At 65.1% G+C, this 26757-nt stretch carries 25 protein-coding genes; 13 read left to right on the forward strand and 12 right to left on the reverse strand.

The window, feature by feature from the left end:
• Window positions 1-28: 28 nt before the first annotated feature.
• Window positions 29-421, reverse strand: coding sequence for a hypothetical protein (locus tag WA237_RS00425; RefSeq protein ID WP_336096264.1), 393 nt, complete (start codon window positions 419-421; stop codon window positions 29-31).
• A 162-nt stretch (window positions 422-583) separates the two neighbouring features.
• On the opposite strand from WA237_RS00425, the gene WA237_RS00430 reads away from it, so the two are divergent.
• Window positions 584-1234 carry a carbonic anhydrase gene (locus tag WA237_RS00430; protein ID WP_336096265.1) on the forward strand — a complete coding sequence of 217 codons (651 nt, stop codon included), beginning with the start codon at window positions 584-586 and terminating at the stop codon, window positions 1232-1234.
• Between the two features lie 95 nt (window positions 1235-1329).
• Here WA237_RS00430 and WA237_RS00435 read toward each other — a convergent pair whose 3' ends face one another.
• The 4 genes from WA237_RS00435 to WA237_RS00450 all read right to left on the reverse strand — a co-directional run bounded on the left by WA237_RS00435 (window position 1330) and on the right by WA237_RS00450 (window position 6342).
• Entirely contained in the window at window positions 1330-2967 is a 1638-nt protein-coding gene (locus WA237_RS00435; RefSeq protein ID WP_336096266.1) for a DUF4139 domain-containing protein, read from the reverse strand.
• A gap of 155 nt (window positions 2968-3122) precedes the next feature.
• Complete coding sequence (locus tag WA237_RS00440) at window positions 3123-4145, reverse strand: aspartate-semialdehyde dehydrogenase (RefSeq protein WP_336096267.1); 1023 nt, start codon at window positions 4143-4145, stop codon at window positions 3123-3125.
• Between the two features lie 72 nt (window positions 4146-4217).
• Complete coding sequence (locus WA237_RS00445; RefSeq protein ID WP_336096268.1) at window positions 4218-5390, reverse strand: MFS transporter; 1173 nt, start codon at window positions 5388-5390, stop codon at window positions 4218-4220.
• Between the two features lies 1 nt (window position 5391).
• Entirely contained in the window at window positions 5392-6342 is a 951-nt protein-coding gene (locus WA237_RS00450; RefSeq protein WP_336096269.1) for a histone deacetylase family protein, read from the reverse strand.
• A gap of 105 nt (window positions 6343-6447) precedes the next feature.
• Between WA237_RS00450 and WA237_RS00455 the strand changes: the two genes are divergently transcribed.
• The 6 genes from WA237_RS00455 to WA237_RS00480 all read left to right on the forward strand — a co-directional run bounded on the left by WA237_RS00455 (window position 6448) and on the right by WA237_RS00480 (window position 13379).
• Window positions 6448-7830 (forward strand): mechanosensitive ion channel family protein, encoded by a 1383-nt coding sequence (locus WA237_RS00455; RefSeq protein WP_336096270.1) that lies wholly within the window; start codon window positions 6448-6450, stop codon window positions 7828-7830.
• A 220-nt stretch (window positions 7831-8050) separates the two neighbouring features.
• Entirely contained in the window at window positions 8051-8413 is a 363-nt protein-coding gene (gene rsfS / locus WA237_RS00460) for a ribosome silencing factor (RefSeq protein WP_336096927.1), read from the forward strand.
• Window positions 8414-8418: 5 nt separating this feature from the next.
• Window positions 8419-8889 carry a 23S rRNA (pseudouridine(1915)-N(3))-methyltransferase RlmH gene (gene rlmH / locus WA237_RS00465; protein ID WP_009812504.1) on the forward strand — a complete coding sequence of 157 codons (471 nt, stop codon included), beginning with the start codon at window positions 8419-8421 and terminating at the stop codon, window positions 8887-8889.
• A gap of 484 nt (window positions 8890-9373) precedes the next feature.
• Window positions 9374-10891, forward strand: coding sequence for a 2,3-bisphosphoglycerate-independent phosphoglycerate mutase (gene gpmI / locus WA237_RS00470; RefSeq protein ID WP_336096271.1), 1518 nt, complete (start codon window positions 9374-9376; stop codon window positions 10889-10891).
• Entirely contained in the window at window positions 10888-12042 is a 1155-nt protein-coding gene (locus WA237_RS00475; protein WP_216015600.1) for a murein hydrolase activator EnvC family protein, read from the forward strand. Before gpmI ends, WA237_RS00475 begins: the two co-directional genes overlap by 4 nt.
• Before the next feature lie 2 nt (window positions 12043-12044).
• On the forward strand, window positions 12045-13379 hold the full coding sequence (locus WA237_RS00480) for a S41 family peptidase (protein WP_336096272.1): 1335 nt from the start codon (window positions 12045-12047) through the stop codon (window positions 13377-13379).
• Window positions 13380-13594: 215 nt separating this feature from the next.
• Here the strand turns inward: WA237_RS00480 and WA237_RS00485 are convergent, their stop codons facing one another.
• The gene (locus WA237_RS00485) at window positions 13595-14443 is read right to left on the reverse strand and encodes a hypothetical protein (protein WP_336096273.1); all 849 of its coding nucleotides are present in this window, start codon (window positions 14441-14443) and stop codon (window positions 13595-13597) included.
• A gap of 445 nt (window positions 14444-14888) precedes the next feature.
• On the opposite strand from WA237_RS00485, the gene WA237_RS00490 reads away from it, so the two are divergent.
• The gene (locus WA237_RS00490; RefSeq protein WP_336096274.1) at window positions 14889-15251 is read left to right on the forward strand and encodes a DUF2946 family protein; all 363 of its coding nucleotides are present in this window, start codon (window positions 14889-14891) and stop codon (window positions 15249-15251) included.
• 68 nt (window positions 15252-15319) lie between these two features.
• Window positions 15320-16720: a PepSY-associated TM helix domain-containing protein gene (locus tag WA237_RS00495; protein WP_336096275.1), complete on the forward strand. Its 1401-nt coding sequence runs from the start codon at window positions 15320-15322 to the stop codon at window positions 16718-16720.
• A 40-nt stretch (window positions 16721-16760) separates the two neighbouring features.
• Here WA237_RS00495 and WA237_RS00500 read toward each other — a convergent pair whose 3' ends face one another.
• Window positions 16761-17051 carry a hypothetical protein gene (locus WA237_RS00500; RefSeq protein ID WP_336096276.1) on the reverse strand — a complete coding sequence of 97 codons (291 nt, stop codon included), beginning with the start codon at window positions 17049-17051 and terminating at the stop codon, window positions 16761-16763.
• A gap of 287 nt (window positions 17052-17338) precedes the next feature.
• On the opposite strand from WA237_RS00500, the gene WA237_RS00505 reads away from it, so the two are divergent.
• Window positions 17339-17821: an RNA pyrophosphohydrolase gene (locus tag WA237_RS00505; protein ID WP_216015607.1), complete on the forward strand. Its 483-nt coding sequence runs from the start codon at window positions 17339-17341 to the stop codon at window positions 17819-17821.
• Window positions 17818-18351, forward strand: a complete 534-nt coding sequence (locus WA237_RS00510) for a hypothetical protein (protein WP_336096277.1) — start codon at window positions 17818-17820, stop codon at window positions 18349-18351. Before WA237_RS00505 ends, WA237_RS00510 begins: the two co-directional genes overlap by 4 nt.
• Before the next feature lie 134 nt (window positions 18352-18485).
• On the opposite strand, the gene WA237_RS00515 is transcribed toward WA237_RS00510, so the two are convergent.
• The 5 genes from WA237_RS00515 to WA237_RS00535 form a co-directional block, all read right to left on the reverse strand.
• Window positions 18486-19880 carry a lytic murein transglycosylase gene (locus tag WA237_RS00515; RefSeq protein ID WP_336096278.1) on the reverse strand — a complete coding sequence of 465 codons (1395 nt, stop codon included), beginning with the start codon at window positions 19878-19880 and terminating at the stop codon, window positions 18486-18488.
• 113 nt (window positions 19881-19993) lie between these two features.
• Window positions 19994-20707: a helix-turn-helix transcriptional regulator gene (locus WA237_RS00520; protein WP_336096279.1), complete on the reverse strand. Its 714-nt coding sequence runs from the start codon at window positions 20705-20707 to the stop codon at window positions 19994-19996.
• Window positions 20708-20778: 71 nt separating this feature from the next.
• Window positions 20779-22662: a peptidoglycan -binding protein gene (locus WA237_RS00525; protein WP_336096280.1), complete on the reverse strand. Its 1884-nt coding sequence runs from the start codon at window positions 22660-22662 to the stop codon at window positions 20779-20781.
• Window positions 22663-22665: 3 nt separating this feature from the next.
• Window positions 22666-23892 (reverse strand): biopolymer transporter ExbB, encoded by a 1227-nt coding sequence (locus WA237_RS00530; protein WP_336096928.1) that lies wholly within the window; start codon window positions 23890-23892, stop codon window positions 22666-22668.
• 67 nt (window positions 23893-23959) lie between these two features.
• Window positions 23960-24490 (reverse strand): gamma-glutamylcyclotransferase, encoded by a 531-nt coding sequence (locus tag WA237_RS00535; RefSeq protein WP_336096281.1) that lies wholly within the window; start codon window positions 24488-24490, stop codon window positions 23960-23962.
• 64 nt (window positions 24491-24554) lie between these two features.
• Here WA237_RS00535 and WA237_RS00540 point away from each other — a divergent pair, with 64 nt between their 5' ends.
• Window positions 24555-25562, forward strand: coding sequence for a DUF2125 domain-containing protein (locus WA237_RS00540; RefSeq protein WP_336096282.1), 1008 nt, complete (start codon window positions 24555-24557; stop codon window positions 25560-25562).
• 180 nt (window positions 25563-25742) lie between these two features.
• Window positions 25743-26681, forward strand: coding sequence for a lipid A-modifier LpxR family protein (locus tag WA237_RS00545; protein ID WP_336096283.1), 939 nt, complete (start codon window positions 25743-25745; stop codon window positions 26679-26681).
• Window positions 26682-26757 lie beyond the last annotated feature (76 nt).

Genomic DNA, 26757 nt, shown 5'->3' on the forward strand with positions numbered 1-26757 from the left:
CGCCCCTGTTCCCCCGATCCGCCGCCGGTCAGAGCGACAGATCCTGCAATTCCCACAGCTCGTTGAGCGAACAATCCCCGATCCGGAGCAGCCGCGTCATCACCGCCGCCAGCGCCACCGCATCGCCCGCGTCGATGGCCACGCCCACATCGCGTGCCACCCGCGCCAGGGTCGCCATGCCGATCTGTTCGGCAATCGCCGCCACGCTGCGCGCCCCGCGATAGCTTTCCTCGAAATCGCGCGCCTTCCACGACCGGTCCACATGCGCCAGCCGCGTCGCCAGATCCTCGAGCGCCCGGCACACCGCATTTTCGGCCCCCGCCTCGCCCAGCTCTTCATACAGAAGGCCAAGCCGGTCGGTATCGAGCCGCACGGTTTCCTCCCAGCGGAGCATGGTCACCCGGTCCACGTTCTCACCCATCCTGTTCACCCCAATGTCCTGTTGCCCCCATAGCCGGACCAGTATCGCGGACCCCGCTTGTCAAAAGGTTTCGCCAAACCCGGATTCTCTCTCGAATTCTCTGTTAATTCCCGCTATTGAGACCGACAGCCGAATTTCTTTGTGTCACCAATAGAGAGAGCCATGGAAAACGCCCGCCCCCTCCCCTCCTATCTCGTGCAACGCTATCGCGGTTGGAAAGCCACCAGCTATGCCAATAACGAATCGTGGTATCGCCGCCTGTCGGACGAGGGTCAGCACCCGCGCGCCATGATCATCTCCTGCTGTGACAGCCGGGTGCAGGTCACCTCGATTTTCGGCGCCGATCAGGGCGAATTTTTCATCCACCGCAACATCGCCAACCTCGTGCCCCCCTATCAGCCCGACGGCAATCAGCACGGCACCTCGGCGGCGGTCGAATATGCGGTGACCGCGCTCAAGGTGGCGCATGTGATCGTCATGGGCCATTCGAGCTGCGGCGGCGTCAAAGGTTGCCATGACATGTGCTCCGGCGCGGCCCCCGAGCTCGAGAAAAAGAGCAGCTTCGTCGGCCGCTGGATGGACATTCTCCGCCCCGGCTATGAACGGGTCAAGGACATCAAGGACCCCATCGAACGCACTGCCGCGCTTGAAAAAGAAGCGGTTGTCGTGTCGCTGGAGAACCTGATGAAATTCCCCTTCGTGGCCTCCGAGGTCAAGGCAGGCCGCCTGTCGCTGCACGGGCTCTGGCATGACATCGGCGAAGGCACGCTCGAACATTACCTGGCCGAGAAAGGCACGTTCGAAAAGGTCTGAGCCTGCTCAGACTGAAGAGCTTTCGACAACACAACAACAGCGCGGATCGCTCCGCGCTGTTTTGCGTTTTACAGGGGCCGCCCGAACAGACCGGGTTAGCGGAGAACCTTGTCCTCCGGCCATTTCAGCCATTGATCGAGCTTCACAACCTTGGTCTCGCCCGCCGCCAGATCGAAATGCCATTCCAGCACGCCGCGCTGCCCGTCGAGATCGCTCTCGCTCACCCGAGGCGCCGCTTCCCATGTGATCTCGAGCTGCTCCTGCTCGGAATAAGGCACCCGGTCGCGCAACCGCACTGGCCAGTCTTCGCCCGTCAGGTTCTCGACCTCGATGCGCACCGCCTCATTCATGTCGTTGGATTTGCGGATCACCCCCCGGTCGCCCTCTTGCCGGTCCTCGATCCGCCGGGTGAGCCGCAGCCCGTCAATCGGCCCAAAGGAAACATCCGCCTCGGCCCCGGCCGGGACCAGCTCGCTATAGCCGCGCCCGACGAATTTGCCGTCGAGATATTTCATCACCATGCCGGGCAGGATCATCTCGCCGGTGTCATTGGTCATATCCGCCATGAGAAAGGCCGAACTGTCCGCCAGAGGCACGGCGCGGGCATAGGTCTCGGCCGTGGTCTCGAGCGTGCCGAGATCGATCCGCACCCGGTCTGCGCCAGAGGCCAGCGACAGTGGCCGGTTGTAGCGATAGCTCACCGACAGCCCGTCAAACTCGGGCTCGGCGACAATCGCCGGGGCCGGCTCCGCCGCCATCTCGGCCCGGGCGAAATCATCCGCCGCCGCGCCGCGCATGGTCTTGAGCACCGGCTGCGGCGCGTCCTTGTCGGCGATCCAGCGCTGCCAGGGATGGACTTCGCTCGGCTCGGTCTGTTCCACTGGGCGCACCGTCGACAGGATGAGATCGACCGCTTGCCAGTTTTCGCCGCTGGACTGGCTCACATAGGCGCCGCGCGCAATCTCGAGCTGCCCGCTCTGCCTGTCGAGCCGCATGTCATAGACCGGCTGCCAGCCCGCCTGATGCACATTGTAGCTCAGCGTGATGCGCCCCTCGGTCGCCGCATCGGCCTCGATCGCCACCGCGAGCATCGCATGCGGCCCCTCCTGCGGCACCAGCGCCGCCAGCGCCTCGCGGGCCGCCTGCAATTCCTCCGTGAGGTCCTTGAGATCGCGCTCTGCCGCCTCGGCCCGGAGCCGCGCGGCCTGGGCCGCCTGTTTGGCGCTGAGCGTCTCGTCCCCCACCAGCCCGATCAGCTCGCGCAGCGCGGCAGGCTCCATCTGGGCCACCCCGTCGCCCTGCCCCAGCGCCGCCAGAAACGCCACCCGCGCCTCCGCCGCCTCCTGTTCGAGACGCACCCCCTCGATCTCGGCCCGCGCCCCGCGCAGCGCCTCTTCGAGACGTTCGACCTCGGCCTCGGCGGCCTCGATGGCCTCGCCCTTGGCCGGATCGCGCGGTGGCACGTAATCGCGCCGCGTGGTGAGCGTGCCCATCGCCGCCCCCTCGACCGCGACCCGCACCGAATCGAGATCGGTGTCGCGCGGCAGATCGAGCAGGATCAGCTCATGCTCGCCCTGTGGCGCGCTGAACGTGGCCTCGCGGGTGACGGTGCCGCCGCTCGGATAGAGCGTCACGGCCCGCACCTCGGCGCGCAGCGGAATATCCTCCGCAAAGAGCGCCGCAGGGGCCACATTGGCCACGGTGGCAGACAGGATCAGGGGCAACATACGCATCAGAATTCCTCCGGGAAAATACCTGGGTCTCATGTTTGCACCACGGCCCCCGAATGCAAGCGCGGGACGGCGCATACGCGGAATGACGCCTGTCGCGACAACGCAAAACGGGGCGGAGGACCCCCGCGCCGTTCACGTTTCAAAACTTTGAAAACTCAGGCTTTCTTAAGAACCCGGTTGCCCAGCGTCTCGGCGATCTGCACCGCGTTGAGCGCCGCGCCCTTACGCAAATTGTCCGACACGCACCACAGGTTCAGACCGTTCTCGATGGTGCCGTCCTGACGGATGCGGCTGATGAAGGTCGCATAATCGCCCACGCATTCCTTGGGCGTGACATAGCCACCGTCTTCACGCTTGTCGATCACCATGATGCCCGGCGCCTCGCGCAGGATATCGCGCGCCTCGTCCTCGTCGAGGAAATCCTCGAACTCGATGTTGATCGCCTCGGAATGGCCGACGAACACCGGCACCCGGACACAGGTCGCAGTGACCTTGATCGCCGGATCGACGATTTTCTTGGTCTCGGCCACCATCTTCCACTCTTCCTTGGTCGACCCGTCTTCCATGAAGACATCGATATGCGGAATGACGTTGAAGGCGATTTCCTTGGTGTATTTCTTCGGCGGCACCTCGGAGACCGGGTTATAGACCGCTTTGGTCTGCTCCCAGAGCTCATCCATACCTTCCTTGCCCGAGCCGCTCACCGACTGATAGGTCGAGACCACGACGCGCTTGATCCGGGCGCGGTCATGCAGCGGCTTGAGCGCCACGACCATCTGCGCGGTCGAACAGTTCGGGTTGGCGATGATGTTCTTCTTGGCATAGCCTTCGACCGCCTCGGGGTTCACCTCCGGCACGACCAGCGGCACATCCGGGTCATAGCGATAGAGCGAGCTGTTATCGATCACGACACAGCCAGCCGCGGCCGCCTTGGGCGCGTATTTCTTCGTCGCGTCCGACCCGATGGCAAAGAGCGCGATGTCCCAGCCGGTGAAATCGAACGTGTCCAGATCCTCGGTCTTCAAAGTTCGCTCGCCAAAGCTGACCTCGGTGCCGAGCGACCGGCGGCTGGCAAGCACCGCGATCTCATCGACCGGAAACTGGCGCTCGGCCAGGATGTTCAGCATTTCGCGGCCCACATTGCCCGTGGCGCCGGCGATGACGACTTTGTAACCCATGTTCTGATCTCCCGTAGGTTGGGGGGTTGACGGGCGGGTCATAACGCTTTCGGGTCCGAGGTTAAAGGGGCTTCACGCGTGGCTGTCCCGACTGCGCAAATAGACCAGCGATCCAAGGATCGCCGCGACCCCGAAAAACCCGAAAAGAACCGCATAGGCCTGCGGATCGCCCGCCCCGCCCGCCGCCGCATGCAAGGGCGCCGTGCCAAACTGCATGAGCCCGGTGCCGCCAATCCCGAAAAGGTTGAGCAAGGTCACCCCCCGCCCCGCCAGATGCGGCGGGATGAACCCGCGCGCATGGGCAATCACCACCGGGAATGTCGCCCCCGTCATCCCGATGAGCGCACAGAGCACCACCGAGAGCCAGACCGACGCGCCAACAAACAGCGCCAGCATCAGACAGAGCGTGCCACAGGCCATATTGCCCCAGAAGATCACCCATTTCTGCGTGCCAAGTAGCCGGTCGAGCGGCCCGTAAATGAAGGTGCCAAGGATCATCGCCACCCCCATCACCAGGCTCGCCTGCCCGATCTGCCCGGTGCCAAGCGTGAACACATCCGCCAGATAGGGCCCGATCCACAGGCCGCGAATGGCCGCCACCGGCGCATAGGCCACGAACATCATCGCAAAGATCGGCCAGAGCACCCGCATCCTCAGCAGATCAAAGATCGAGCCGCGGCTCTCATGCTGCACCGCCTCCGGGTCGCGCACCGTCACCGCAATCCCCGCCGCCACCGCCAGCGATATCGCCGCCAGGCCCCAGAGCGCCGCGCGCCAACCCACGGTCTCGGCCGCCAGCGCCATGGGATAGGACGCCACCAGATTGCCGACCGAGCCGACGCCAAGCATGACCGCCGCCAGCGTGGCGAATTGCGCCGGCGAAAACTGCCGCGCGAAAATGTAATAGGACGCCATCAGAACCGGCGAACAGCCGACCCCGATCAGCCCCATCGCGACATTGATATGCCAGGGCGCGCTGGCCAGCGCAAAGACCGCCGCGCCGCCCCCGCCGCCGAGCGCCAAGAGCACCGCCGCGCTGCGCCGTGGCCCAACCCGGTCGAGAAGCCAGCCCACCAGAGGCTGCATCAGCGCAAACACCGCGAACCAAAGCCCCGACGCGAGCGCCAGATCATCCGGCCCGGCCCCAAGGTCCGCCGCCAGCGGCGCCCCGAGCACCGCAAGGAAGGCGCGGAAAAACTGGCTCAGCACATAGGCGAGACAGAGAAGGACAAGACCGGCGCGCATCTTAGGCCCCAGCCAAGGCGCGTGGCGGGGACGCGGCCGCGATCAACGCATCCACATGCGCCGCCGCCGAACGCCCCAAGGCGTGCAAATCATAGCCCCCCTCAAGACAGGACACGAGCCGCCCATCGCAGAGCTCTTCCGCCAGCGTACAGAGCCGCTCGGTCACCCAGGCAAAATCCGCCTCGGTCAGGTCGAGATTGGCCAGCGGATCGTCGCGATGCGCGTCAAACCCGGCAGAGACAAGGATAAATTCGGGCCGATGCTCCCTAAGGCGCAGAAAGACCTCATCCTCCCACGCCTTGCGAAACGCCGCGCCACCGGTGCCCGGCGCCATCGGCAGGTTGAGCACATTGCCATGCCCGCCCGTCTCATGCGCCCCGCCACTGCCCGGCCAGAGCGGCGATTGATGCGACGAGGCAAAGAACACCCGCGCGTCCTCTTCGAGCAGATCCTGCGTGCCATTGCCGTGATGCACGTCGAAATCGACCACCGCCACCCGGCCGAGCCCGTGATGCTCCAGCGCATGCATCGCCGCCACGGCGACATTGCCAAAGAGGCAAAACCCCATCGGCGTCTCGCGCTCGGCATGGTGGCCCGGCGGGCGCATCGCCACAAAGCCGTTGCGCACTTCGCCCGCCATCACCAGATCGACCGCTCGCACCGCGCCCCCCGCCGCGCGCCACGCGGCCTCCAGCGTGCCGGGCGACAGGAACGTATCGCCGTCAATCTGCGCCCATCCCTCGCTCGGCGCGGCCTTGCGCAGCCGGTCGATATGGCTCTTGGGATGAACCCGCAAAATGTCATCCTCGGCGGCCATCGGTGCCACCACGCGGCGCAATTCCTTGCCCTCCAACGCCTCGAGAACATGCGCCAGCCGCGCCACCTGTTCGGGGTGCCCCGGCGGCATCAGATGGTCGAACCCGGCCTCATGGGTGATCAATGCGGTTGTCATGCGCCCCTCCCTCGCGTGGCATCTGCGTGACAACAGCCCATCGCGCCCGCGATGTCCAGCCTCGTCAGGCTTGCCGCGCCCCGGCCCCCGTGCCAAGGTTTTCCCATGGAAGAAGACGTTAAGGACATCGTCGAGGCAGTCACCCCCGAGGAGCTTGCCCAGGACGCCCAGGAAATCGCTCTCAGCCTCTGGCAAAAGGGCGAATTGCTGCTTCAGGACATGGCGCGAACCTGGAACCTCTATCAACTGCTGATCTTCGCGGTGATCCTGGTGACGGCGCATGTGCTGTCGCGCGTCCTCGGGCCGCGGCTGCATGACTGGATGCGCGCCCGCGAGGGCTGGCCGAAATGGCGGATGCGCTTTCTGGTGCTGCTGCACCGGCGCTTGCGGCTCTTGCTGGTGGTGCTGATCACCTGGCCGGTGATCTGGATCATGCGTGAAGTCACCTTCAGCCACCGCACCGCCATTCTCGAAGTGGCGGGCAAGCTGGCCCTGTCATGGCTCGTCATTGCCATTCTCACCCGGCTGATTTCAAACAGTTTTCTGCGGGGCACCGTGCGCTATGTCGGCTGGACATGGGCGACGCTGATGATCCTCGAGCTGACCGGTCAGGCGCGCCAGCTTCTCGACAGCGCGGCGCTCTCCTTTGGCGACACCCGCCTGTCGCTCTGGATGGTGTTCCAGGGGCTGATGATCATCGGCCTGTTGATCGTGGTGGCGCGGTTCATCTCGCGCACCACCTCGGAACGGATCCGCCAAAACGAAGACATCTCGCCCTCGATGCAGGTGCTCGCCCTCAAGGTGATGCAGATCACCCTCTATGGCGCGGCCTTCTTCATCGGGCTGAAGGCGGTGGGCGTCGATCTCACCGGGCTCGCGGTGCTGTCCGGTGCCATCGGTGTCGGCCTCGGTTTCGGTCTGCAAAAGGTGGTGTCGAACCTCGTCTCGGGCGTCATCATCCTGCTCGACAAATCGATCAAACCGGGCGACGTGATCAGCCTCGGCGAGACCTTCGGCTGGATCAACAGCCTCGGCGCGCGCTATGTCTCGGTGGTCACCCGCGACGGGCGCGAATACCTTATCCCGAACGAGGATCTGATCACCGGGCAGGTGGTGAACTGGTCGCATTCCAACGATTACGTGCGGCTCGACATCTATTTCGGCACCGCCTATCACGACGACCCCCACGCCGTCCGCCGCATCGCCATCGAGGCCGCCAAATCCGTCGACCGGGTGCTCGACTGGAAACCGGCGGTCTGTCACATCGTGGGCTTTGGCGACAGCTCGGTCGATTACATCCTGCGCTTCTGGATTTCCGACCCGACCGGCGGGCTCACCAATATTCGCGGCAATGTCTACCTGGCGCTCTGGGACGCGTTCCAGGAACACGGCATCTCGATCCCCTTCCCGCAGCGCGAGGTCAAGCTCCTCAATGAGCAGATCGCCGTCGCCCATGAGGCCCGCCACTCGGCCGACCCCGCCGATTAACCCGCGCCACGCCGCAATGAGCCCTTGCCACCCGGCGCGCGCCATGTCACAGACGCGCGCAAAATCGCACAGCTCTGCGCGGTTTCATTGAAAAGTCACACCTGAAAGACTATTCTTGGGTCATGCCCTGCACCGGGGCAATGATCGGTGTGCAACCAAGGAGGACAACGTCCTGTCCACGACGACACAGGCGGCTTCGGCCGCACATCCGGGCGCGTCATTGTCGCCCGACATAACCGCAGACAGCGATACACAGCTCGCGCGGGTTCTCTCCTCACTCTCCGATGACAAGGCCGAAGAGATCGTTCAGGTTGACCTGCGCGGCAAAACGGCCATCGGCGATCACATGGTTATCTGCTCCGGCCGCTCGTCGCGCCAGGTCACGGCAATTGCCGAGAAACTGGTCGAACGGCTGAAACAGGACCTGGGTGTCGCCTCGCGCATCGAGGGCAAGGAAACCGGCGATTGGGTGCTGATCGACACCGGCGATATCATCGTCCATGTCTTCCGCCCCGAAGTGCGCGAGTTCTACCAGCTGGAAAAGATGTGGCTCCCGGCGGACAAGCAACCGACCGCGAACTGATCTGAATGCGTGTTCATATCTGCGCGGTGGGCCGGCTGCGGTCAGGCCCCGAACGCGCATTGATCGACGATTATCTCACCCGGTTCGACCGAACGGGGCGCGCGCTGGGCCTCGGCCCCTGCACCCTCCACGAGGTCGAAGACAAGAAGGGCGGCGGCATGAAGGCCGAAGCCGCCCTGCTCGACCGTGCCCTGCCCGCAGGCGCGGTGATCGTGGCGCTGGACGAACGCGGCAAGCTGCTGAGCTCGCCCGAGTTCTCCGACAAGCTCGCCGGCTGGCGCGACATGGGGCGCGGCGATCTGGCCTTTGTCATCGGTGGCGCCGACGGGATTGATCCCGCCCTGCGCGCCCGCGCTGATTTCAAACTGTCCTTTGGCAAGATGGTCTGGCCGCATATGCTCGCCCGCGTGATGCTCGCCGAACAGCTCTACCGCGCCGCCTCGATCCTCGCCAACAGCCCCTACCACCGGGTCTGAGCCCGCCACGCGGCATCCCCAAGCGCGAGCGCCAGACCGCGGGATGGCGTCCAGCGCCGGTGCAGGGCAGTTTATCCCGGCCAAGCCCCGCTCGCAGGGAAAGGCATAGGGCCAATTGCCAATCGCCAGCCCGGGGGCGGTCTGGCGGTCGCGCGGCGGCGCTACGCGCCTTTGGCTCCGCGCGGGGGCACCGAGCCCCAGCCGGGACAGCTCCGGCCCGTGGGATGGCGCGCCACCACCTCCGGATCACGCATTATCCCGCCCAAACCCCTCTGCCCCCAAAACCCATCACGCCGTAACCAAAGCGCCAGCCCGCCGGAACGGGCCGGCGCTGGCCCGGCGGCCTTCGGCCTCGTCCCGGGCCATTCCCCTCAAGAATTCCAAGCAGGTTAACGCCCCGCGCGGCCTGTTAACGCTATCCCGGTTCACCCTGCCCGCCGGACGCGCTAGAACCCCCGCAACCAAGAGGCAGGAATCGACCCTTATGAGCATCCCCAAACCCGTTGTGCTGTGCATTCTCGATGGCTGGGGGCTGAGCGACAGCGACGTAGGCAACGCCCCCCGGCTGGCGCAGACCCCCAATATGGACCGGCTTCTCGCCGACTGCCCCAATGCCACGCTGCTCACCCATGGCCATGACGTGGGCCTGCCCGCAGGCCAGATGGGCAATTCCGAGGTGGGCCATATGAACATCGGCGCGGGCCGCGTCGTCGAAATGGACCTGCGCCGCATCGACCGCGCCATCGAAACCGGCGCCTTCGCCACCCTGCCCGGCATCCTGCGCTTTGCCGAGGCGCTCAAGGCCAGCGGCGGCACCGCGCATCTGCTAGGCGTGCTCTCCGATGGCGGCGTCCACAGCCATATCACCCATATGATTGCCGCCGCCGAAGCCCTCACCGCCCAGGGCCTGCGGGTGGCGATCCACGCCTTCACCGACGGGCGCGACGTGGCTCAGGTCTCGGCCAAGACCTATCTCGAAGAGCTCCGCGACGCCCTGCCCCAAGGCGCCTTTATCGCCACCGTCTCGGGCCGCTACTACGCCATGGACCGCGACAACCGCTGGGACCGGGTGAGCCTCGCCTTCGACGCCCTCGTCAACGCCCGCGGCTACACCGCCGACACCGCCTCTGACGCCATCGACAACGCCTATGACAAGGGCCGCACCGATGAATTCATCAAACCCCGCGTGCTCGGTGACTATGACGGCATGAAGGACGGCGACGGCATCCTGTGCCTCAATTTCCGCGCCGACCGCGCCCGCGAAATCCTCGCGAGCTTTGCCGACCCGGATTTTGCCGATTTCGACACCGGCCCCCGGCCCCAATTCGCCATCGTCTCGGGCTTTACCGAATATTCGCGCCGCCACACCGCCTATATGGATTGCATCTTCCCCGACGAGGCGCCGGAAAACACCCTGAGCCAATGGATCGCCGCCAATTCCCGCACCCAGTTCCACATCGCCGAGACCGAGAAATACCCCCATGTCACCTTCTTCCTCAACGGCGGGCGCGAACGGCCCGAACCGGGCGAAGAACGCTACATGGCCGCCTCGCCCAAGGTGGCGACCTATGACTTGGCCCCCGAAATGTCCTCGGGCGAGGTGACCGACCATCTGGTGCGCGCCATCGAACAGGGGTTCGATTTCATCGTGGTGAACTATGCCAACCCCGATATGGTCGGCCATTCCGGCGATCTCGACGCCGCCATCGCCGCCTGCGAAGCGGTAGACCGTGGCCTTGGCCGGGTCCGCGCCGCGATCGAGGCCAAGGGCGGTGCGCTGATCGTCACCGCCGACCACGGCAATTGCGAACAGATGATCGACCCGGTGACCGGCGAGCCGCACACCGCCCACACCACCAACCCTGTGCCGGTGCTGCTCTTGGGCGGCCCGGAAGGGGCTGTGCTGCGCCACGGGCGGCTCGCGGATCTGGCGCCCACGGTGCTCGCGCTGATGGGGCTCGACCAACCCGCCGAGATGACCGGGCAGAGCCTCCTCGCATGAGGCGCGCGGCGCTCATAGCGGCGCTCGCGCTGACGCTCGGCTCACTCGGGCCATTCGCCCCGCAGGCCCAGGCCGAGACCGATCCCGCCACCGCTGCTGAGGCCGCCGCCAAACAGCTCGCCGCCGCCTCCGAGGCGCTGACCGAGGCCGAAGGTGCGCGCAACCGCGTTAAGGCGCTGACCCAGACCATCAAGGCCTATGAACAGGGGCTTCAGGCAATGCGCGAAGGGCTGCGCCGGGTCTCGGTGCGCGAACAGACGCTGGCCCGTGACCTCGCCGCCTCCGAGGCCGAGATCGCCCAGTTGCTCGGCATCCTGCAATCCATGGGAAGCGCCCCCTCGCCGGTGCTGCTCTTGCACCCCTCGGGGCCGCTCGGCACCGCCCGGTCGGGCATGATCCTCGCCGATGTGACCCCGGCGCTCGACGCCGAGATCGCCGCCCTGCGCACCAAGCTCACCGATCTGACCCTGCTCCGCGCCCTGCAGGAAAGCGCTGCCGACACGCTGCGCCGTGGCCTCACCGAGGCCCAGCAGGCTCGCGTCGCGCTCAGCCAGGCCATCGGCGACCGCACCGACCTGCCGCGCCGCTTCACCGAGGACCCGGTCAAGACCGCCCTGCTCATCGCCGGCACCGAATCGCTCTCGGGCTTTGCCTCCGGGCTGAGCGAGATCGCCGTCGACGAGGTGCCCGGCTCGCTGCCCGGCATCGACGACCGCAAAGGCACGCTCGCCCTGCCGGTCCAGGGCCGCATCCTGCGCCGCGCGGGCGAGGCCGACGCCGCCGGCATCACCCGCCCCGGGCTCATCATGGCCACGCCGCCCCATGCGCTCGTCACCACCCCGGCGGCCGCCACCCTGCGCTACGCCGGGCCGCTCCTGAATTATGGCAATGTCGCCATTCTCGAGCCACAGGCCGGATTGCTTGTGGTGTTGGCCGGGCTGGATGTGGTCTATGGTCAGGCAGGACAGGTCTTGCCCGGCGGCAGCCCGGTGGGCATCATGGGCGGGGCCGAGGCCGATGCCGACGGCATATTGCCGCCCGGTGACGCCCAAAGCGCTAACGATTGGACGGAAACTCTCTATATTGAGATCCGAGAGAATAACGAGCCGGTGGACCCCGCGCTCTGGTTCAGAACAGACAAGGAAGATTGAGCATGAAGAAATTCCTGATGGCCGCAGCCGCTGGCACCCTGACCGGCGTGCTGGTGACGACACAGGTGGCGGCCCCTCTCCTTGCGCAGGAGGCCAAGAAAAACACCAATGTCTATGAACAACTCGATCTCTTCGGCGACATCTTCGAACGCATCCGCGTGCAATATGTCGAGGAAGTCGACGACGCCGACCTGATCGAGGCGGCCATCAACGGCATGCTGACCTCGCTCGACCCCCATTCCGGCTACCTCCCCCCCGCCGACGCCGAAGCCATGCAGGAACAGACCCGCGGCGAATTCGGCGGCCTCGGCATCGAGGTCACCCAGGAAGAAGGCTTCGTCAAGGTCGTCTCCCCCATCGACGGCACCCCCGCCGACAACGCCGGCATCGAGGCCGGCGATTTCGTCACCCATGTCGATGGCGAGAGCGTGCTCGGCCTGACCCTTGACGAGGCGGTCGACCTGATGCGCGGCCCCGTCGGCTCGGAAATCGTGATCACCGTGGTCCGCGAAGGCGAAGAACCCTTCGACGTCTCGATCATCCGCGACACGATCAAGCTCACCGCCGTCCGCGCCCGCACCGAACAAGACACCGTCGTGCTCCGCGTCACCACCTTCAACGACCAGACCTACAGCAACCTCGAAGAAGGCCTCAACGAACAGGTCGAGGCTGCCGGCGGCTGGGACAAGATCAACGGCGTCGTGGTCGACCTGCGCAACAACCCGGGCGGGCTGCTGACCCAGGCAATCAAGGTCTCCGACGCCTTCCTCGACAAGGGCGAGATCGTCTCGACCCGCGGCCGCAACCCCGAGGATGGCGAACGCTTCAACGCGACCGAAGGCGATCTCGCCTCGGGCAAACCGCTGGTGGTGCTGATCAACGGCGGCTCTGCCTCGGCCTCGGAAATCGTCGCCGGCGCCCTGCAGGATCACAACCGCGCCGTGGTCGTCGGCACCAAGAGCTTTGGCAAGGGCTCGGTCCAGACCGTCATGCCCCTGCGCGGCGATGGCGCCATGCGCCTGACCACGGCCCGCTACTACACGCCCTCGGGCCGCTCGATCCAGGCGCTCGGCGTCTCGCCCGACATCCTCGTCGAACAACCCCGCCGCAAGCGCGACGAGGACGAGGAAGAGACCAAGACCAACCGCCCCGGCCGCACCGAGGCCGACCTGCGCGGCAGCCTCGACAATGACAGCCTGACCGAGGACGAGATCCGCCAGATCGAAGAGGACCGCGCCCGCGCCGAAGAGGCCGCCAAACTGCGCGAAGAAGACTATCAGCTGGCCTACGCCATCGACGTCCTCCGCGGCCTCTCGGCCCTGAACGGCAAGAAATAAGCTGTCCACATAGGGCCTCACGGCCCCCCATCCCCCCGCGCGAGCCCCCGCCCGCGCGGGGGTTTTCGTTTGCGGGGGAGGGGGATACCGCCCGGAACAGCCGCGCCAGCGGCCCGGGCAGCGCCCGACCGCCCCACGGGCGGGCGCTTTGGCCAATGTCACGCCTTATCATGACCCCCACGCCGAGGCCGCACCATAAACCGTGACAAACCTCTCTACGGATGCCCCCCCTCGGTCGGGCGCTCCCCTCCGGTCAAGTGGTGCGGCCCCGGCGCGATAGCTGGGGCAAATGGTCGATCAATTTTGGCAACTTTGGAACCATCCCCGAACCCATTTTCCGGATCGCGGAATTTCTCCCGAAAACGATCTTCAAAGTCAGCCCCCAGAAGATCATAAACTTGCTCTAAACGCTTTCGAAGCTTGCGCATTGAAGCGTTGTGGTCACGTTGCAATTGGACCAACCCTTCCTTCATATATCGAGCCGAGCTGATCCGCCTTCCCAGGCTGTCTTTCCCAGTCAAATTTCTACCGGAGCGCTCAAATAGCTCAGCTATTCGGAAGGTTTGATCACAAGAACTGTGCGTGCGCTCCAATCCTTCGTGAACCCGTGCGTTGCGCTCAGCGCGCAGTGCTTCATGATCCTCTTGAAGTCCCTCCAAAGCCTCGACTAGCTTTATTGGAGCACCTCGCTTCTTTAAGTTTTTGATCCTACATTGAAGTGGCTCGAGTCCCGCTTCCAAGACGTCGTTGGCAAAGATTAAAACACAATCAAACACTGAAATAAGCCTAGTTAGAAAAACGTCGGTTGCGATATCCAACCACTCGTACCGATCAATCATTTGCTGGCCATTGTCCCAATTGGAGGGATCCACCCACATCAAATCACCAGCCTGGTTGAGCGAGTCTACTCGGCGAACGAGATTTCGCATACTCAGACCGCAATGAAAAACATACCGGCAATCAATGTACTGAGATAATTCTTCGTAAGTCTCAAAATTCAACTCAACAATGCCAAGGTCATATATGCGTCCGATCAATTGATGATCATCGGAAGGAATATTCATTCGCTTTAGGTATCGAGTCGGTGCCCCCATCTTTCTCGACAAGCTTTTCATCCTAAGATTTACTCCCCATTGCAACTTCGACCGGTCCCACACTAAAGCTAAGCTTTTTAATTGCTATTCGCCAGCCACGCGCCCCATCACCACCCCCACGCCGAGGCCCCACGATAAACCGTGACACACCCCTGTCCCGATGCCCTTCCGCGGTCGGGTGCTCCCCTCCTGTCGCCGCCAAAACGACTCACCCCAAATCCCCTTCATCGCGCGCCCCCGCACGGCCCCGACCCCGCCAAAACCCGCACTGTCGCTTTACCGTCGTAATACCGACGTATCTCCGACGCCGCGATTTTCGCCCCCTGACAGCCCCCCGCCAAACCGCCCCGATTCCGGCCATTTTGCCGCAGTCAAACCGCTGGACGCAGCCCCGATCTTGCGGCCATATCGCCCCATGATCCGCACCGTTCTGCGTCTTCTCATTCTGGTAACCCTGCTCACCGGGGTCACCCTGCCCAAGGCCACCGCGGCCTTGGCCTCCCTCGGCCTGTCCGGCTCGCAGACCATTGTGATCTGCACCGGCGAGGGGCTGCGCACCATTACCCTGTCTGCCGACGGCACCCCCGTCGAACAGCCCGAGACCCAGGATCATGACTGCCTCTTGGTGCAGGCCATTGCACCCTCCTCCACAGCCCTGCCCGAGCGCCCGCAACCTCTTGTCATCGCACGGCTTTCCGCCCCGACGACAGCCAGCACCCACACCCGCGCCCGGCCGCTCTTTGATGCCCCGGCCCGCGCCCCGCCGCTCCATTTCTGATGCCATTTCACCCCTGACATCACGACCGGCCGCCTAGAGCTACGGCTGCGGCCAATTGGAGCCTACACATGACACAGACCCCCGCACGCGCGGCGCTTTATCGCGCCGTTTGGCGCTGGCATTTCTATGCTGGCCTTTACGTTATCCCTTTCTTCATCCTTCTGGCCGCCACCGGCATGGCCATGCTCTGGATCGCCCATATCGACGGCCGCGATGGCGAGCGTCACACGGTCCTGCCGCAGGCCCAGACCCTCGCCCTCTCCGAACAAGCCGCCAGCGCGGAAAAAGCCTTTCCCGACGGCACCTTAGCGCAATATATCGCCCCCCGCTCCGCCGATCTCGCCGCGATTTTCCGCGTCAACACCGACGACGGCCCGATGATGGTGGTGGTCGATCCCTACACGGCTGAAATCCTTGAGAAATTCCCCCGCCGCAGCGGCTGGTACGATCTCATGGACAATCTTCACAGCTCCCTCCTCCTCGGCCCCCCCGGCGACCGCCTCCTCGAGATCGCCGCCTCCCTCGGCATCCTCCTCCTGATCACCGGTCTTTACCTCTGGTGGCCGCGCGACACCGGCCTCCGCCGCGTCCTTTTGCCCCGGCTGGGGCGCAATGGCCGAAGCTTTTGGAAGAGCCTCCACGCCGTCACCGGCCTCTACATCTCATTGTTCTTACTGTTCTTTCTGATCTCCGGCCTCTCCTGGGCCGGGATCTGGGGCGGCAAGATGGTGCAAGCCTGGTCGAGCTTCCCAGTGGGCAAATACTCCGGCATCCCGCTGAGCGATATCACCCATGCCGAGGCCCTCAACGGCGGCAAGAAAGAGGTGCCTTGGGCCCTCGAACAGACCCCAATGCCCGCCTCCGATGCCCATGCCCACCACAGCACAGGCACTGCTATCGCCCCCAACAACGCCACCCCCGGCGCAGGCCCCCTGCCCGATCTCGACCAGATCGACCGCTTCGCCCGCGACATCGGCTTCACCGGGCGCTATCAACTCAACCTGCCCCAAGGCGACACCGGCGTCTGGACGCTGAGCCGCGATTCCATGAGCACGGACAGCCTCAACCCGACCTCGGATCGGATCACCCATATTGACCGCTATTCCGGCACTATCCTCGCCGACATCCGCTATGCCGATTACTCCCTGATGGGCAAGGCGATGGCCGTGGGCATCGCGCTGCATATGGGCACGCTCGGACTGTGGAGCGTGCTCGCGAACACGCTCGTCTGCCTGTCGGTGATCTTCCTCTGCGTCTCCGGGGTGATCCTGTGGTGGAAACGCCGCCCTGCCGGCCGTTGGCCGCTCGCCGCCCCGCCCCAGCCAGAGCATATGCCGCATTGGCCCGCGGCCACGGCCATCGTGCTGGCCCTCGGCCTCGCCTTTCCCATGGCGGGCATCACCATCGCGGCGGTGCTTCTCTGGGATGCGCTGCTGCGGCCCCGCCTCTTGCGGCGCGCACGCGTCTGAGTGTGCGGATCACAGCCTAGCCGGGGGCAACACCCCCCGGCTACCCAACCTCTTGGACCGGGCGCTCGGACCGGCACGCGTTGAGCGTCGTGTAAAACATGTCGAAATCGGTCTTGCGCGCATAGGTATTGAACACGATCCCATCCGCCGCCGTCACCAATCGCAGCACCCGAAACCCGACCTCAGTCCCGGCCTCAACCGCGGCCAGCGCGGTGGGCTCCGCCTGCCAGAGCACATGCCCCACAAGCCGTTTGCGATAGAAACAGAGCCGCCGGTCGGTCAGCGCCAAAATGCCGTGAATATTGCCGTCCCGGGCGCCTGCTGCGGCCAAGGATTGCCAGCCCTCCAAATGACAAAAAATCCTTTCTCCCGGTTGCAGAACCCCTCGCCGAAAGCCGCGGATATGCCTGTTTTCATTGGCCATCACTCTAACCTTAATTCTCTTTTTGAAATATGCCTTACAATGTCGCCGAAGCGCCGCTCGATCAAGCCCCCAGTTGCGCGCAAACGGGGCGAGACCCCGCTCTCGCCGCATGGCGCCACGGCAGTGTCCACTGGATCATTGCCGCCAAACCTCCTATCCCTGTGCCAACAGCTCAGCACAGGACAGGTTCCCAGATGACACCCCAAGAGATCGCCGCCCTGCCGTACCGCCCCTGCGTCGGCGTCATGCTGATCAATCGCGACGGCCATGTCTTTGTCGGCCAGCGGATCGACAATCAGACCGACGCTTGGCAGATGCCCCAAGGCGGGATCGATCCGGGCGAGGCGCCGCGCGACGCCGCGCTGCGCGAGCTGTGCGAAGAAACCGGCGTCACCGCCGATCTCGTGCAGATCGAGGCCGAAAGCGACGGCTGGCTTCCCTATGATCTGCCGCATGATCTGGTGCCGAAACTCTGGAAAGGCCGCTTTCGCGGGCAGGAACAGAAATGGTTCCTGATGCGTTTCACCGGCACTGACGATCAGGTTCAGATCGCCACGGACACGCCCGAATTCTCGGCCTGGCGCTGGGTGCCGCCGTCCGAGCTGATCGACCGTATCGTACCCTTCAAACGCGAGGTCTACAGTGCTGTCCTCGCCCAGTTCGGAGACCGTTTATGAGTATGAAAACCGTTCTTGCCACGCTCGTCGCCAGTTGCCTCACCGGTCCCGCGCTGGCCCTGTCCTGCCTGCCCCATGGCGTCACCGACAGCTATACGCAGGCCGCCGAGGCCGAGGCCAGCTATGTGGTGGTGCACGGGCGGCTCGTCTTTGACGAATCGAGACTGCCCAAGGTCGACATGACCAATCAGGCGGCGACCCCGGCAAGCACCCGCATCCCGGCGCTCATCTCAGGAAAATCCCTGAGCAAACAAGGCTTTGAACGCCGTTTTGAAGCCCCGATCTCGCTCGACATCGAATGCGCCGGGCCGTGGTGCGCGGGCGCGAAATCCGGCATCGATTACCTCGCCTTCCTGCGGGTCGAACCGGATGGCAGCTATGCGCTTGCCCTCAACCCTTGTGGCGGCCAAGGCTTTGGCGAGCCGAGCCAAGAGCAGCTCGATCAGATCCTCGCCTGCCACAGCGGCGGCCCCTGCCAATCCGGCCAGTCGCAGCTCGAACAGATCGCCCCGCCGCCCTCAGCCGAATAGGAGGGTCGCGGGCCCGTCAACCGGCCCCGCATCTTCTTCTGGCCCGAAATATCCTGGGGTGAATTGACCGCAGGCCAAGAGGGGCAACGCCCCTCTCACCTCAGGCTCGGCCCAATCACCGCGTGGCCATCCCGTCAGTTGCGGCGCAGATCCTGCAACAGCTCCTTCGACGGCGCGCCATTGGCCGAAATCCCGCGCGCCCGCTGATAGGCGCGGATCGCGGCCGAGGTTTCCGGGCCAACATTGCCGTCCACCTTGGTGATCTTATAGCCCTTGCGCTGCAGCAACGCCTGAATTTCCTTCTTCTCGGCCTCCGATGTCGCCGAGTAACCGCGCGGCCAGCTCGCCTGGATCGGTGGCCCGCCCCGCAGCCGGTCCGATAGATGCCCGACCCCGATCACATAGGCATCGGCGCGGTTGTATTTCTCGATCACGCTGAAATTGTGGAAAATCATAAAGGCCGCGCCCTGTGTCCCCGCCGGCAGCAGGATCGAGGCGTTACCATAATTCGGCACCGCCCGCCCGTCGATGCCGACGACGCCCTCATTGGCCCAGGCCGCCGGGCTCTGGGTGAGCTTGCGGCTCGCCCGGCCCGCGTTGAACCCGCGCGGCAGCCGCACCTCGACGCCCCAGGGCTGGCCTTTTTTCCAGCCGAACCGCTTGAGATAGGCCGCGGTCGAGGCCAGCGCATCGGTCGGATCATCCGACCAGATGTCGCGCTTGCCATCGCCGGTGAAATCCACCGCATAGGCAAGATAGGAGGTCGGGATAAACTGTGTATGGCCCATCGCCCCGGCCCAAGACCCGGTCATCCGGTTCGGGGCCACATCGCCCGACTGGATGATCTTGAGCGCCGCGATCAGCTGTTGCTCAAAGAATTTTCCGCGCCGCCCGTCATAGGCCAGCGTCGCGATGGACTGGATCAGCGGCTCGCGCCCGCGCCTCTCGCCATAGGCGCTCTCCATCCCCCAGATCGCCGCGACCACCTCTTTCTCGACGCCGAAATGCGCCTCGATCCGGTCAAAGGTGTTGCGATACTGGCGCAGCACCTTGGTGCCATTTCGCACCCGGCTCGTGGAGACGGCGAAATCCAGATATTCCCAGATTTCCTTCTTAAATTCCGACTGGTTGCGGTCTTTCTTGACGACGCTCGGGTCATATTGCACGCCGCGAAACGCCGCATCGAACGTCCGGTTCGAAATTCCCTGCGCCCGCGCCCGCGACCGGAACCCGTTGATCCAATTGGCAAAGCCCTGATGGCTCACCCGGGTCTGCACGACGCTTTCCACGTCAAGGTCACTCGGCCGCAGCACCGGCCGCGTCCCGCTCAGCGATGCGAGCGTCACGGTGGCAACCGACGCCGAGGTCTGCCCAGTGCTCTGCACCGCTTGCACCGTCTGCGCGGCCACCGCCAACCCGCCGGGCCGCTGCTCGGGGCGCAGCGACGATTCGACCGCCCGCGCCTCGACCTGTCCTGCCAGTCCAAGGACTACGCCCACACCGGCACCGAAAAACTTTTGATAACGCATTGCTCTGGCCTCCCCAGTGGTCTCGGGCCCTTCCTCGTGGCCCTGCTCTCCCTGATCGTACCGCGTGTTGGTTAAAATCAAAAGAACGCAAGCACAGCCGCGCAAGGCTCCGCCTATGGGGTCGCGGCCTCGGCATGTGTGGCCTCCTCGGCCCGCATCGCCGCCATATACTGCCGCAGCAACGGCACCCGGTTCGGTCGGAACGACTGATCCAGCACCTCGAGATCGCGCATCCGGTCAAGGCGAAAGGCCCGGAAATCCGCCCGCAGATGGCAATAGGCCAAGAGGCAATGCGACGCCTGCATATAGGCAATGCTGAGCGGATCGACACTGCGCGCCGTCGCCCGCCCCTCGGCATCGGTATAGGCGAAGCGGATGCGCCGCTCGTCCCATGTCGCCTGCCGCAGAGCCACCACATCGACCCCCGGTTCGGGCAGCGGCGAAAACCGCGCCGCGCTGAGCACCGCATGACGCAGCCGATGCGCCTGGCTCTCGGGCAGCCGCGCCCGCAGCTTTGACAACGCCCGCCCCGCCGCGCCGCGCAAGGCCGGATCGCCAATCGCCTCAACCTCACGCAGCCCGAGCACCAGCGCCTCCAGCTCGTCACTGTCGAAGCTGAGCGGCGGCAGCGCCGCATCCTCGATGAGCGTATAGCCAAACCCCGCCGCCCCATCGATCACCGCGCCCAGCCCACGCAGCGCCTCGATGTCGCGATAGACCGTGCGCGGCGTCACGCCGAGATCCTGCGCCAGCGCGGCGGCGGTGGCGGGCGGGGTCGACAGGCGCAGCGCCTGCATCAGCTGAAAGAGACGATGGGTCCGGGTCATGATGCGCTTATTCTCGCACATGCTGACAGAACCTGTCACCTACCCAGCACGCGGTGGCCGAAATCCCGGCGTTACTTCTCGGTAAACTTGAGCTCGATCCGGCGGTTCTGCGCCCGCGCCTCGGCGCTGTCGCCCTGCGCCACCGGCTGATACTGGCCAAACCCATTGGCCGAGAGCCGATCCGGCGGAATGCCAAGGCTTTCAATCATATAGCGTACCACCGACAGCGCCCGCGCCTGGCTGAGCTCCCAATTGTCGGCAAATTCCGCCGAATTGACGATCGGCACGTCATCGGTATGGCCATCGACCCGGATCACCCAATCAAGCTCGGGCGGAATATCCCCCGCCACCTTGCGCAGGATCTCGGCCACCTTGGCCACCTCGCCGCGCCCCTCAGTCGACAGCGCCGCCCGTCCCGGCGCGAACAGCACCTCGGAGGAAAACACGAACCGGTCGCCCTCGATCCGCACCCCGTCCTGCGCCCCGAGCACATCGCGCAGCCTCCCGAAGAACTCTGACCGGTATTTCTCAAGATCCTGCTTCTGCGCCTCGAGAAGCTTGGCCTTCTCTTCTTGCAATTCGCGGCGGCGCTTTTCCTCGGCCGCGAGCCGCGCCAGCGCCACGTTGAGATCCTTGCCAAGCGTCTGCAACTGCACCGACGAGGAACTCTCGCGATCCACCGCATCATCGAGGAGCGTCTGCAACTCGCCCAATTGCGTGCGCAGCGCCTGAACCTGCTGGTTGAGCAAGGCCTGCTCGCGCCGCGCGGCTTCGGTCATCGCCTCCTGCTCCGACAGCGCCTCGCGCGCCTGCGTCAAGAGCAACGCCCGCGCCTCGGCCTCCGTCAGCTGCGTTTCGGCCTCCTGCTCGGCCGCGATCTTGGCCGCCAAGGCCGCCGCCAGCTTGTCGCGCAGCTCCTCCTCGGTGAGGCTCAGATCCTCGGCATCCGCCGTCACCGCCGCCAGCCGCTCGCGCAGCTGCGCCAACTCGGCCTCGCGCGCCGCCAATTGCTCTTGCAGGCTCTGCTGATCCGCCTGCGCCGATTTCATCGTCTCAAGCTCGGCTGCCCCCTCTTCCGCCGCCACCAGCGCCGCCGCCAGCCGCGCGTTGAGATCGTCGCGCACCGCCTCCGCCGCCGCCAACAAGGTCAGCGTCTCTTCCGCCCGTTTGCGTTCCGCTTCGAGCGCCAGCGTCATCGCGCTTAGCTCCGCATCCGCCCCCTTGAGCCGCTCGCGCAACGCCTCTGCCGCCGCCGCCTCGGCGAGCCGCGAGGCCTCTTCCTCGCTCAATTGCGCCTCGAGATCCTCGACCTTGGCGGCCAGCGCCCCTTGCGTCGCATCGGCCTGCGCGTTCTTCGCCTCGAGATCGGCAATAAGCGCCTCCAACGCCTCGCGCTTGGCCGCCGCAAGCCGCGCCGCCTCGCTCTGGGCGTCGACCTCCTCGCGCATCCCGGCCAGCGCCAATTGCAATTGTTCCTGACGGCTGAGCAATTCGTCACGCCGCTCTTCGAGATCGGCAATCGTGCCGAGATTGCCCTCGCGTTCGGCCAAAAGCCCCGCCACCTGCTCTTCAAAGCTCGCGATCCGTGTCGCCGCCGCGGCCAGATCATCGGCCTGCCCCGCCACCAGCCCTTCGAGCTCGGCAATCCGCGCCACCTGCGCCGCCGCGCGCTCGCGCGCCTCGCCCAGCGTCGTGGTCAGCGTGCCGACCCGTTCAGACAGCGTCGCATTGCGGTCCTGCTCCAGCCCCAGCGCCTCCGACAGGGCGACAATCTCGGCCGAGAGCTTGTCGAGCCGCGTTGCCTGCCCGGTGATCGTCTCGCGCAGGACGAATTGCACCACCATGAAAATGGTCAGTACGAACATCAGCACCAGCAAAAGCCCGGTCATCGCATCCACGAAACCCGGCCAGATCGAGGCCTGGAACCGTTGCCCGGTGCGCCGCGACAGGGCCATGGCCTAGCGCTCCGGTCGCCGCGGCGTGGCGGGGGGAAGCTGAAACTCCGGCACCATATCCTGCACCGCGCGTTTGAGCTCGGCCAGATCGGTGCGCAGCTCGGTGGTGCTCTCCTGCCGGCCGGCGCTGATCTCTTCGAGAATGCGCAGCATCTGCACGTCAATCGACCGCAGCCGCATCCGGCTCTCGGCATCGAGCCCGCCGGATGCGTTCGCATCGGCGCCGTTTTCATAGCGCTGCGTCAGGGTCGCGATCAGCGTTTCCTGCCCCTCGGCCAGCCGCATCAGCGCCTGCACCTGCGGCCCTTCCCCGCCGAGCCGGTCGCTCAGCCGGTCGAGCGCGGCCGACAGCGCGTCGAGCTTTTCATCGACCATGGCGCGGCTCATGTCCGACTGGCTCAGCATGAGGTTGAGCCCGTCCATCTGCGCGCTCATATGATCCAGCGCCCCGGCCAGCATCGCGCCTTCGGCGCTGCTCTCGCCCTCACCGCCCCCGGCAAAGCCCACGCGGGTGATGGTCGACATCCATTCCTCAAGCTCGCGGTAGAACCGGTTCTGTCCATGGCTCGCGAAAAGCTCCAAGAGCCCCACCACCAGCGATCCCGCCAGACCCAGCAGCGACGAGGCAAAGGCCACGCCCATCCCGCCAAGCTGCGCCTCAAGCCCGGTCATCAGCCGGTTGAACACCTCGACCCCGGCCTCGCCCTCCTGCGGGGCAAGGCTGCGGATCGTGTCCACCACCGCCGGGACAGTCGTCGCCAGCCCGTAGAACGTGCCAAGAAGACCGAGGAAAATCAGCATGTTGACGATATAGCGCGTGATCTCGCGCACCTCGTCGATCCGCTGCACCACCGAATCGAGGATCGACCGCCCGGCGCTTTGGGAAATCTGCATCCGCTTGCCCGCCCGCTGCCGCAGCAGCGCCGCCAGAGGCGCGAGAAGCTGCGGCGCGTTCGTGGCCTCATGCCCCGCCCGGTCTGCGGCAAAATCCTCGAGCCAGCGCACCGAGCCGATCAGCTGAAACACCTGCCAAAAGCAGGAAATGACGCCGATCAGAAAGACAAAGAGGATAAACCCGTTGAGATAGGGGTTCGCCTGAAACACCGGCAACACCCGCGGCAGCGCCACAAAGGCACCAAACCCGGTAAGCACCAGCACGATCAGCATCAGTATGATCTGCCGGATCGGCGTGGAAAAATGCGGCTCGACCTCGCGGTCCGGCTGGTCCATCTGGACACCCCCGACACGTTTCTTCATTGGCCGCAGCCTACGCGGATCGAACCGCTAAGCCAAGGTCTTATCCGGCGATCTCCCTGACCCGCCCGACAAGCCATTCGAGATCCTCGTCGCCGATGCCAAGCTCGACCAGATGTGCCACGGTATTATAGAGATATTCGGTGTTCGGCCCCCGCCCGCCCACGGCCCGTGCGATGATCTGCGCCTGCGTCTCGAGCGGCTCACCGCCGCAATATTGCACATGATCAGGATCGACCACATAGGTCACCGCCTCGACCCGCCGCCCATCCATCAACTCGAGCGGCAGCACCTCCTCGATATAGGCCGAAGAGATCAGTTCGCGCTCGCGCAGATAGTCGAGCACCGCCGCCTCCTGATCCTCGGCCACCCGCAGCGCCACCCCGGTACAGGCCGCGCCCTCATGGGCATCGAGCGCCAGCACCAGCCCCGGCACCTCTTCGGTGCCGCGATGATGGATCGACCGCATACAGAAACTGCGCGCATAGCCCGGCAAGGTGGCAATCACCTTTTCCACCGGTTCAAACCCCGGATTCCATACCAAAGAGCCGTAGCCGAAAACCCACATCGTCATTCGCTTGTCCCTCGCCGTTTCCCGCTTATAAACATCATCACGCCTCGCTGTGAAAGGGTAGCCGATGAGATTGATGTTTACTGCGCTTGTTGTGCTCGCCCTGGGATGGAGCATCTACTGGGCCATCGGCTCGGGCGCCGGGCAAAAGGGGCTCGAAACCTGGTTCGAGGCGCGCGAGGCCGAAGGCTGGGTCGCCGAATACAGCGATATGTCGGTCGAAGGCTTCCCCAACCGCTTTGACGCCAAGTTCGAGGATCTGGCGCTCGCCGATCCCGACACCGGCCTCGCCTGGGAGGCGCCGCATTTCGAAATTCTCGCGCTGAGCTATCAGCCCAATCACCTCATCGCCGTCTGGCCCGACAGCCAGCGCATCGCCACCCCGCTGGCCAAATATGACGTAACGAGCGACGACATGCGCGCCAGCCTCCGGGTCGCGCCGCAATCCGATCTGGCGCTCAACGAACTCACCCTGACCGCCAAGACCCTCACCGTGGCCGAGCTCGGACAGACCGAGACCGCCCGCCTCGACAGCCTCACCCTCGCCGCCGAAAAAGCCCCCTCCGGCGATCTGCCGCGCTACCGGCTCGGCGTGCAGGCCGATGGCTTCACCCCAAGCGACGCCTGGCAGAAACATCTCGACCCGAACGGCCGCCTGCCGGAAAAACTCGACCAGATGCGCATCGACATGACGGTCGAGTTCGACAAGCCCTGGAACATCAGCGCCATCGAAGAGGCCCGCCCCCAGCCCCGGATGATCGACCTCAAGAGCGCCGAGGCGCAATGGGGACAGCTTGCCCTCGCCATGGCGGGCAAGGTGACGGTCGACGCTCAGGGCCAGCCCGAGGGCGACATCACCATAAAGGCCCGCAACTGGCGCGACATCCTGCAGCTCGCGCGCGAGGCCGAAGCCCTGCCGCCAAGCCTCGCCGACACCGCCGAAAGCGCCCTGTCGCTGCTGGCCCAGATGTCGGGCAACCCCACCACGCTCGACATCCCGCTGACCCTGCGCGGCGGCCGCGTCTGGCTGGGCCCCGCGCCGCTCGGCCCCGCCCCGGTGCTGCGGCTGCGCTGATCCCGGCCGCCGGACAGGCGCCACACTCACATCGCAGGGCGGGGTGTCAAAAATGTCCCGCCTTGCGAAAAATGCACCCAAGCCCCGATTTTCCGCCCCGGCCTCTCTGGTCACGCACAGCGCTTGCTTGCTAAACAGGGGTCACGCTGGGGGGCGTCACGCACAGGGACTATCAGATACATGCACCGTCGCCTCACCGCCGCTCTTGGCGCCAGCCTGCTTTCGCTCTCCTTTCTCGCCCCCTTGATGACCGGCACCGCCCAGGCGGGCGAACGCCAGCATCTCGGCTATGGCCGTCTCGTCACCAATGACCTGATCGGCGACGGGCGCGACCGCTGGCGCACCGGCTCTGTCGCGTCGAGCCGCGTCTGGGGCCCGGAATGGACCGGCGAACTGCCCGAGGGCTTTGGCGATCTGCTCGAACTGCGCCTCAATTTCGAGGCCATCGCGCCGGAACAGCTCGCCGCCCCCGCCGCTGGTGACCGCCCCTATGCCGCGGCGATCTCGGTCGGGCTGCACAGCCATTTTCAGAGCGCCGGCACCGAATTCGCCCTCGGCGGCGATCTCGTCTTTACCGGGCCACAGACCGGCATCGACGATTTTCAGGACTTCATGCATGACTACCTGGGCGGCGATGACATCAATTCGACCACCCGCAACGGCCAGATCGGCGATGACATCAATCCGACGCTGGTGGCCGAGATCGGCCGCCCGCTCTCCCTCGGCCCCGCCCGCCTGCGCCCCTTCGTCGAAATGCGCGCCGGGGTCGAAACCCTCGCCCGCATCGGCGCAGATCTGAGCTTTGGCCGCATCGGTCAGGGCGAATTGCTCGTCCGCGATCCCGTCACCGGCCAGCGCTATCGCACGATCCGCACCCCGGAGGCGGGCATTGGCTTCGTCTTTGGCGGCGACATCGCCTATGTCGATCACAGCGAATACCTGCCCTCGAACCAGGGCTATCAGCTCACCGACAGCCGCACGCGCCTGCGCACCGGCCTGCATGTACAGACCGAGGCCGGGCATCGGTTTTTCTATGGGCTGACATGGCTCGGCAAGGAATTCGAGGGACAGCGCGACGAACAACTTGTGGGGTCTCTGCGCATCAATCTGGAATTTTGACGCAACGGCCTTGACCTCTTCTCTTGCGAAATGAAGAACCTTTGTTAACCTGTCAGTAATAAAAAGAATAAACGGC

It is taken from the genome of Roseovarius sp. CH_XMU1461 (assembly GCF_037027165.1).
Classification (GTDB): domain Bacteria; phylum Pseudomonadota; class Alphaproteobacteria; order Rhodobacterales; family Rhodobacteraceae; genus Roseovarius; species Roseovarius nubinhibens.